Source organism: Paeniroseomonas aquatica, assembly GCF_030409335.1.
Taxonomy (GTDB): domain Bacteria; phylum Pseudomonadota; class Alphaproteobacteria; order Acetobacterales; family Acetobacteraceae; genus Belnapia; species Belnapia aquatica.
Genome location: NZ_JAUFPN010000015.1, coordinates 69,983 through 78,977, shown reverse-complemented (window position 1 = coordinate 78,977; position 8,995 = coordinate 69,983). Strand labels below are relative to the sequence as shown.

Here is an 8,995-nt window from a genome sequence, read left to right as displayed (position 1 = left end):
GCCCTGGGCCGGGAGGGGCGTCGCTCCCTTGGGGTCGCGCGTCACTTTCACCTCGGCGGCTGGCTGAGCCGCCCAGCTCGTCGCGTAGCCCGGCAGGGTCTGCGGGTTCGCCGGAGCCTTGTCGACGCGAGGGACCGTCGCCGGCAGCGGGCCGGGGATCTGGGGCAACTCGATCCCAGATGGGAGCGGGGGTTTCGGCATCGTTTTGTCTCCTGATTTCGGCCACCCTCGCCGTGAGGCGGGCCATGCGCTCTGGATCTACGGCATCCAGTTCGTTCTCGAATCTGACTTCCTGGGCGCGGAGCTGCATAGATGCATCACGAGCTAACTGCTCGCGCCTCTCCGCTAAGCGACGCTCAATCGATTTGGCGTCGCAGCGGGCCCCCACATGGCCCCCTTTATAAGTCGTCTCTTCGTCGCCACCGTCCCAGCTGGTCTTTAGACCGTACGAAATGCCGGTGACTTTGCTGCCGCCGATGGATATGCGCGTGTTAATCCCATCCTTCTCGAGGATAGTTCGCAAACTGTCGGGCGTGCCATCACTGCGGCGGATTGCCAGATCAACCGCCCGGGCGATTTTTGCTTTAGGCGCTTCGACACCCCGTTGCGCCCATAGTTCGCGTTCCGCCCGCTTCATTTTAAGGCCGGCGCGAATACCAGCGCCGGCTTTCTCGGTTTCAAGATTCGGGCCTTTAGTAATGGTCAGGCCATATTTGCGTTCCAACTCCTGGGTTGCCCTTGTCGCAACCAATGCCTCGTTGACCCCGTGCCACAAATGGCCATCTAACCCGATCCGGCTAGTGATTATGTGCACATGCTCGCAATGAGTGTCGTCGTGCCGGATCACAACAAACTGATGTTTTTCCGGATCCAAGTCTATTTTCCGCATAAATGCGTGGGCCAGTTCATTCCATGCTTCCGGGCTTAGATGCTCCCCTGGTGGCAGGGAAAGCGTTGCATGTAGAACAGGCCTTTTGACTTCGCGCCTTTGTCGACGGGAGGCGCCGAATTCCCTCGCCAATTGGCTGGGGTTTCGCCCCTCCATATTGCCGCCAACAATCTCGCACTTCAGGCCTCGATCTAGCGCGTAGCGCAATAGACCGGCAAATCCCCCACCCCGTTTGACGTTTGATTTCATGAGCCGTCCGCCCACGTCATCGGAGCATCAGGATCTATTTCATCCGGCAAGTCGCTGAGGTCGCTTCCGTCCCATGCTTCCTCCTCGCCATCCGAGCCGAGCTCTACATCCTCGACCGCTTCACCGAATGCCTCGTGCCAGCGCCGTTCTGCCTCCTCCGCCTCCTGCCGAGATGCCCTGTCTAGGCCGATTAACGCGAGCCGAAGTGCTCGCAACTCCGCTCGCACGGCCTCCAGTAGGAATTCCAAAGATGGATTCAAATGAGGATAAATCTTAGCTAGGTTTCCGCCCGCTGCTGCCTTGGCTAACGTCGTAAAACAGCCCGCCCATTTTCCGAGGTGGCTCCAAGCCGCTCTGTTGACGGCTGGGACGATCTTCCACTCGCCCCCCATCGACCTGGTCAGGAGGAAGCGGCCGAGGGCTCGGCTGAGCCCGGCCTTGCCGGCCTCAGCCTCTAGCCAGGCGTNGGAATTCCAAAGATGGATTCAAATGAGGATAAATCTTAGCCAAGTTGCCGCTCGCGGCGGCTTTCGCCAGGATGGTAAAACAGCCCGCCCATTTTCCGAGGTGGCTCCAAGCCAGTCGATTTATCGCGGGGATGATTTTCCACTCCCCTCCCATGGACCTGGTGAGCAAGAACCGTCCAAGCGCTCGGCGCAGGCCAGCCTTGCCGGCCTCTGCCTGTAGCCACTCAAATTCTGTGGGCGTCAGAAGTAGCGTCAGCCTCACCGTCCGGCTCGCCTCAGGCGTCTTTTTCGGGGCGCCGCGCCGTTTGCCTCTAACCGTCGCAGTCACAAGCCAGCCCTCCTAGACGGCTTCGCAGTGGTGCTAGGCCGGTACCCTTGCGGTACGCTGGCGGTACCGTGGTGGTACCGTCCATAGCGTAAAACTTTACGTCGCGGGCGGCCGAAACCGCCGCGGAAGCGGCCCGCCCGGAAGGGCGGAAACACCCTCGCCTCCGGCGAGGGTCGGCACCACAGGTGCCGGGGAGTGGGGGGAGGCTCCGGAGCGCAGCGATCGGAGGGGCATTAAATGTCGAAGACATTTAGTCGTCCCTCCCACCGGTTTCCTAACCTCCCAAAGCCAATATGCCGCCCCAATAGGAAACGACAACCTAAGACGTCGCCCTATCCAAGAATGATCTTTCGGCGGATCACTCGCACCTAGCCGTCAAACCTGCCTGTGCTGATCTCCAGTTGGAGGACGGCCAATAGAGGGGGCGTTCCTTTGCTTTGGTACATGCAGCATGCCAGTCATTGCTGACCGGCATGATAGGACGCAGATTGGCTTAGTCGGCACTAGCTGTCAGACCTGGTTGTCGCAAAAACAGAGGCTCAGAGCTGATGGCCGAACTCCCGCTCACCGACCCCAACGCCCCTCCCCGACGCCAAAGCCGGACAGCTGCTGGACGGCGAGCAAAGTTAGTGCGCGGGGTGATTGGCGCCACCGTTCGAATTGTCCGGCTCACCGTAACCAGGCAGGACGAAGACGGTCAGCCATTTAGAACGTCAATCAGCCTCGATGGAGCGCTGGTGGATCTGGCGGCACAACTCTGGGGCGGTGAGGTTTCGGCTCGATCACGGTTAGTCCGGATGGCTGAAACGTTCTGGCTAATGGATAGGCAGGTTAGACAGCGTACCCAGGCCTCTGGTTTGACCCACCACCCTCCCCGCTCTGTCTCGCGCCACATTCAGAGTGAGGTAGCGCTGGCTGCAACTGCTCGAATAGCAGAGTTGACCCGCCAAGCAACGCTTGCCCTACCTGCACCCACTCCGAAAAAACGGCCATAGGACCGACGTGACTGTAACCGGATTACCCTGAAAGCTGCGGTATAACTACTTTTCGCGGTGTAAATCGGTTGTGCCAATGCTCTCCGACCACAACCTCATAAATTGGGGTTGAAGGCACGGAGGCAAAAAGCCAAACCTTGCAAAGCAGCAGAAATCTATTTTGAAACTCAACTGGCCCAATAGATATTTCGTGCAAATTTAGGCTTGGATATTTTTGAATATCCTTCTCGCAGCCAATAAACATTGACCACAATTTATCCTCAAAATCAAATTTGTCATTCAGTATTGTTTGCTTCAATAAAGGAGAAAAGGTGCCCAAGCCGTACTCTGCAACTGCGTAACTATGAGCGATTTTTGATAACGTTCTAACCACTGGTTCAAATCCCACCCAAGGAGGACCATCCACCGCAGGATATTTCTTCAAAGGGTCAGTGTTCCAAATTCTAACTGATGCCTTAACGCCTTCAGGAGGCGGATTACCCGTAAAAATTCTAGGCCTTTCAAAATGTTCAAACATGGATATGAAGGGGTGCTCAGATGGAGTTAAATTACCCGCAAACTTACTGGGAGAGCCTTCTTTTCGTTCGCTGACAAATAGGGGTATTGTAGTTTTTCTGTTTTTCTTCCGACGACTTCCATAAACTCCCAAGTATGTTTTTAAGCCTCCGTGTGCCCCATTTATATAGCGAGCCTCAAATCTCGATGTTATCTCGGCACAGCTTTTGCTGCCCTTACAGCTGCTGGCTGGTAGGAGGATATTTCCCTGTAGTCCATCGGGTATAATATGCTCGTCAGATAATTCGACTTCCGGCGGCTTTCTCCCGCAATACATACAAGTTCCGATAGGCCTGTATCGTCGTTCAGTCGGCATAGTCTTCCTTCGATTTGGCAGAGCAGATAGGCGGCCATTACGAATACAGGGATCGCCCCCTAGGTCCTGTGGACTCTAGGGATTCCCGGATTGGTCGGGCTGTGATTCAACGCTGCTTTTTGGAGGCAGCGGATGGCCTTGCGAGACCGGCTGATCCTGAATGACAGCCAGTGGGCGCGGATGGCGCCACACATCATCGGCGACGAGCGGAGCCGCGGCACCTCCGGCCAGGACAACCGTCGCTTTGTCGAGGCGGTGCTCTGGATTGTCCGCACCGGCGCACCCTGGCGCGACCTGCCGGAGGCCTTCGGCCACTGGAACAGCGTCTTCCGCCGCTTCAGCCGCTGGAGCACCAAGGGCATCTGGCATCGCATCTTCGCCGCCATGGCCGAGGACCCGGACTTCGAATACCTGATCCTCGACAGCACCATCGTCCGCGCCCACCAGCACGCCGCCGGGGCAAAAAAGGGGCTGCAGATCAGGCCCTCGGCCGCTCGCGTGGTGGCTGGAGCACCAAGATCCACCTCGCCGTCCGCGGCCTCGGCTGCCCCGTCCGGATCGCCCTGACCGCCGGGCAGCGTGGCGATGCCCCACAGGCCGCCGCCCTGCTCGGCAAGGACCGACCAGGCTTCGTCCTGGCCGATACCGCCTACGATGCCGACCACTTCCGCGCCGCCATCGCCGAGGCCGGCGCCATCGCCGTCATCCCTAACAATCCCTCGCGGGCCACGAAGCTCGACCTCGACGAGGCGGTCTACGAGGAGCGCCACCTCGTCGAGTGTTGTTTCAGCAGGCTCAAGCACTTCCGCCGCGTTGCCACTCGGTACGAGAAGACCGCGCAGAACTATCTCGCCGTCGTGCTACTCGCCGCTACCATGCTGTGGCTACGGTAAATGTCCACAGAACCTAGGACCGGTTGTAGAACTTCTGATCGCTAGGTTGGAGGCTACTACCCAGGCAGTAGCCGACAATCCGTCCAACGCCACCCTCCTACCCCACGCTCTCAAACGAGATGGGATAAGACGCCTGGCAGCCCTCGGTCGGCAGGCTACGCTCGATCTTCCGCTAGCAGTGCCGGCGCGACAGAGCACTAAGACCAACCGCAGGACACAGGTGGACGCGGCTGATTGATCGCCATGTCGTCAGCCAGCACCCTGTCTCTATGGATGTCTGGCATCCTTCGGTTCGTTCAAGCACTGGTTGAGGAAGCAATATATCCGAAAGGAAGCCCCCCTTCCTGCCGTCTGCACTAGGCCAGACGCAGGCGCTTCAAAGCGCCTGCGTCTGGCCTGGAGAGATCTTAGGAGATCTCTCCAGGATAGATTCTAAGGACGGCTCGCATTGGAACACCTAAAAAACACTCTTAACCTACTGAAATCAAACAGTTATTCAGGTACCCCGATTTGCGCGGAATATAGGAGTTAGGAAGGGGGAATATAGGAGTTAGGAAGGGGGATATAGGAGTTAGGAAGGGGGAATATAGGAGTTAGGAAGGGGGGCGGAGGGTAGGGAGGTAAGAATATAGGAGTTAGGAAGGGGGGCCTGGCAGTCCGACATATGTGTGGGAAGGGGCCTTGGGCAGAAAATGGTTGCACGAAGCGCTTGCAACGACACCTCAAGGTGCGCCATAACTTCTGCCCGGGAAGACGGCGAGAGGGGATGAGATGGACGGCCGTGCGATAGCCATTCCCCGCGTGAAGTGGGGGACAAAGTTGAGCCTCGACGTCATCGAAGCCCTTCGGGCTGCGGGCTATGACACGCGCCAGGATCTCAATGAGATTGTGGAACGGCTGATCCGGGAGCACCTGCCAGCGCGCTATCTAGCGGAGGGGCTCACTCGCGCGACCCAGATCGTGGAGGCCTCGCCGACATAGCCTAAAACAAAACGGGCTCGGTTCGTCTCACCGAACCAAGCCCGTTCCGCTTCTCACAACAAGGGCTGCTGCTACAGCCCGGGTGCCAAGCATCATTTTATGCAAGTGCATCTAAAACGCAAGAGATGGGTGCCCTCTTATGCCTTCGCCTTATGAAGCGTCTCTCGTGGACGTCAAAACCGCCTCCGGACCATTGGTTGATGTCGTGGGGCGGTATGTGCGTCTCCAGCGTCGTGGCCGAATTTCCGAGGCTTGCTGCCCGTTTCATCAGGAGCGGACGCCGTCCTTCGTTGTCTACCCTGACCATTTCCACTGCTACGGCTGTGGCGCGCACGGGGATGTCTTTGATTTCGTGGCTCGCGCGGAGGGCCGGCAGCTCGGCGACGTCATGCGCCAGATGCGGAACCAGAGCGGTGTCGGCGCCACCCCTTCCCCAGAGGCCCGAGCGCGTATTCGCCTCATGCAGGAGGCAGCCGAGGCCGCCTCGAATGAGCCGGACCCCTATGAGATCGTCTCACCGGTTCCGGCCGGGGTGCCTCCGCTGTGGCAAGGTGGCGGGCAGCCTACCGCGAGGATACTGAAGCCCGGCGCCGCTCTGGGCGAGGCACTCAGCAGCCAGCTACCCGTCGAAGCCGTGCATGAATACCGGGGATACCACGGCGAACTGCGCGGCTTCGTCGTGAGAACCCCGCGCAACCGGCGGACTGGCAAAAAAGGCGCTCATCAGGTTGCCTGGGCCCGTAATGTCCGCCTTGCAGATGGCTCCGTGACGGAGGGCTGGACGTTCGTGAGCTACCCGGAGCCGCGCGCCGTCTATGGGGCTCCCCTAGTCACCCACGCGCGGGAGGAAGGCAAGCCCCTCCGGTATCTGATCGTCGAAGGCGAGAAATGCCAGGAAGCCGGGCAGGCCTCCGACTTGGCGCGCGATTGGATCGTGGTGAGCTGGGTCGGAGGTAGCAATGCGTGGCTCCGGACCGATTGGGCCCTAATCGCGGAGGGTGATGAGGTCGCGTTGTGGCCAGATGCCGACGAGAGCGGCGTAGGTCACGCAACCATGGTGGGGATTGGACAGCACCTCATCGCCCTGGGGTGCCGCAATCTCAAATGGATCACCCCTCCCCCGGCCGTCCCGAACAAATGGGATGTGGCTAACGCAATCCGCGACAACGGCTGGACGGGCGACCGGCTCCGCGCTTTTGTGGCCGCCGGTGTTCCATGGACTGGCGCCGTTGAGCCGCCTCCCCCGGCCGAAGCTGCGCCAGTCGAGCCATTGGTGCCCGGTCTGCCTCCAGAGCCTTCCCCGCGGGAAAGGGTTCTCTCGGTTGTGGAGCAGGAAAGCCTTGTTCGGTTCGGCAGCAGACTTCGCCAGTTCAGCACGGTAGTCCAGGCACCGCCGCCGCAGCTGCAGTTCACTCTCCCTGGGTTCCTCCGAGGCACTGTAGGCATGGTCGTTGGCGCCGGCGGCAGCGGCAAGAGCTTCGCCATGCTGCAAACCATGATCTGCCTGGCGGCCGGGCTGGACATCTGGGGACTCTGGTCGGACCTCGCGGACGAGATCATGGCTCTGCCCAGCCCGCCGGGGAGGTGCATCTACGTCGCGGCCGAGGATCCTGCCGTAGTCGTGGACTGGCGCACTCATCATCTGGGCCTCGATGCGATCAAGCGTATCAAGGGGTCGCGCCATAACCTCGACGAGGTATTGGTGTGCATCGACCGAAACCTCCAAATTTTCCCAGTCTACGGCGCTGGGAGGGAAAATGCGTTCGCGCTTGCCGGAAGCCGCACCGAGACATCGGTAGTTCCTGGCCCACTGTATGAAAACCTCATGCAGTATGGGCGTGGCGCCCTAGCTATCGGCCTAGACACATTGGGTCGAGTTTCTTCTACTTTGGAAGAAAAAGAAGGCTCGGACATGGGGCAGATTATCGACATTGCTGAAACTCTTACTGTCGAGACTGCCGGCGCAAATGTCCTCTTCGCTCATCACACTACAAAAGCGGCGGCTCTCAATGGGCAGGCCCAGGAACAACAGGCCGTCTCTGGCAGCCGGAAATTGACAGACCATGCCAGATGGCAGGTGAACATGGCGATCATGGATGCCAAGACCGGCGAGGCGCGGGCGCTCACCGATGCTGATCGGCGCCGTTGGATCAACGTCGCTGCAGCCAAAATGAACTATGCCGACAATGCGGGCGCCCGTTGGTGGCGCCGCGGGGAGCACGGAATTTTAGTGGGTGGATATAGCCCGCCCGAACAGCAGCAGAGGCAGCCGAATTTAGCGGGTGGGTCTGTTAGCCCAAAAGCGGGTTCGTCTTTCGCTCGGATGTCGAGGGAGGTTGCTGGTGAGTGACCAACCGTCAGTTCCTGAGGAAGCCGAGGGCTTCGCTAGTGTCGAGCGGAGTTTTGCTAAGGTCGATGGGCTGGTGGTGCCGGTCAGAGGTCACCGAGCGGGCGGTTTTGAGCTATATTATCCTGGTCGGGACGAGTTTAACACCGACGGGATGAACTTTACATTCCGCATATTTCAGCAGCTTGGGGCTTGGGACGAATCGGTTCTTCTCGTCTTGCTGAAACTTCTGGGTCAGCGGGGCAAGATTTTGCTTCCCGAGCCTGAAGGCGCAAATCTACGCCAAGTCCGACAGCAGTTTGATGCTGGGGGCGAGGCGTCGGCGCAGGCGACGGTTCTACTATCTGGCACATCGTATTCGGAGATACTGCGTAACATGGGTCTCGGCACTGCCGGCAGGGCACGTCGCCTGTTGCGAGAGAGTCTACAGCGGCTGAGCGCAATTTCACTCTGGATCAAGCACCGCAGCGGAGCGGAGGGCAGCTCAAACCTGTTGGTGGTTCATGCATCGCCGACCGGCGATTTGCTGATCTCGATCCACTACCTGTTAGCGAGGGCCTTCCTGTCAGAGAGCCACTGGGCGCGGATTAACCTCGGCGAACGGTGGCATCTAAACGGCGACATCGCCAAAATTCTGCATCGCTGGCTTAGTGCGTGGTTGGATGAAGGTGAGACCAAGCCGGCCAGGCTCTCGACCCTGGAGCGCCATGTCTGGGGGAATACCGCCACTGGCCTCGATAGGGCGCGCCGGTTCTCGGATCTCAAGGCGGCATTCCGGGAGATTGAGTCTATTGGCACTGGCTGGCTGGTGACAGGCACAGACCAACGCGGAGATTGTACATGCCGGATCACCCGGCCTCTCCGGTCCACGTCGGTTGCGAATGAATCCGTTTTGCCGGCGCTTGACGTCCAAAGCGAGATGCCTGTCGCTGTCCCCCTTTCCGCTATAGTCGAGGCAGCAATAGGTTGAGAGGC

At 59.4% G+C, this 8,995-nt stretch carries 6 protein-coding genes; 4 read left to right on the top strand and 2 right to left on the bottom strand.

Features of this window, described 5'->3' with window-relative positions; genetic code table 11:
* Positions 1–1,138, bottom strand: a 1,138-nt coding sequence (locus tag QWZ14_RS02000; protein WP_290314885.1) for a relaxase/mobilization nuclease domain-containing protein, incomplete at its 3' end; no start/stop codon positions are given.
* A gap of 1,812 nt (positions 1,139–2,950) precedes the next feature.
* Positions 2,951–3,799, bottom strand: coding sequence for a hypothetical protein (locus QWZ14_RS01995; protein ID WP_290314884.1), 849 nt, complete (start codon positions 3,797–3,799; stop codon positions 2,951–2,953).
* 132 nt (positions 3,800–3,931) lie between these two features.
* On the opposite strand from QWZ14_RS01995, the gene QWZ14_RS01990 reads away from it, so the two are divergent.
* The 4 genes from QWZ14_RS01990 (at position 3,932) to repC (ending at position 8,990) form a co-directional block, all read left to right on the top strand.
* A protein-coding gene (locus QWZ14_RS01990) for an IS5 family transposase (protein ID WP_290314883.1) occupies positions 3,932–4,692 on the top strand; the annotation gives its coding sequence in 2 pieces (ribosomal slippage) (positions 3,932–4,259 and positions 4,259–4,692; 762 coding nt in all).
* An 819-nt stretch (positions 4,693–5,511) separates the two neighbouring features.
* On the top strand, positions 5,512–5,673 hold the full coding sequence (locus QWZ14_RS01985; RefSeq protein ID WP_290314882.1) for a hypothetical protein: 162 nt from the start codon (positions 5,512–5,514) through the stop codon (positions 5,671–5,673).
* 166 nt (positions 5,674–5,839) lie between these two features.
* Positions 5,840–8,023: a CHC2 zinc finger domain-containing protein gene (locus QWZ14_RS01980; RefSeq protein WP_290314881.1), complete on the top strand. Its 2,184-nt coding sequence runs from the start codon at positions 5,840–5,842 to the stop codon at positions 8,021–8,023.
* A complete protein-coding gene (gene repC / locus QWZ14_RS01975) occupies positions 8,016–8,990 on the top strand; it encodes a replication protein C, IncQ-type (RefSeq protein ID WP_290314879.1) in 975 nt (324 codons plus the stop codon). The genes QWZ14_RS01980 and repC overlap by 8 nt, the downstream gene beginning before the upstream one ends.
* Positions 8,991–8,995 lie beyond the last annotated feature (5 nt).

Coding starts and splice junctions, on each gene's coding strand:
- QWZ14_RS01995 (WP_290314884.1), bottom strand. CDS start 3,799: ATGCCGACTGAACGACGATACAGGCCTATCGGAACTTGTATGTATTGC.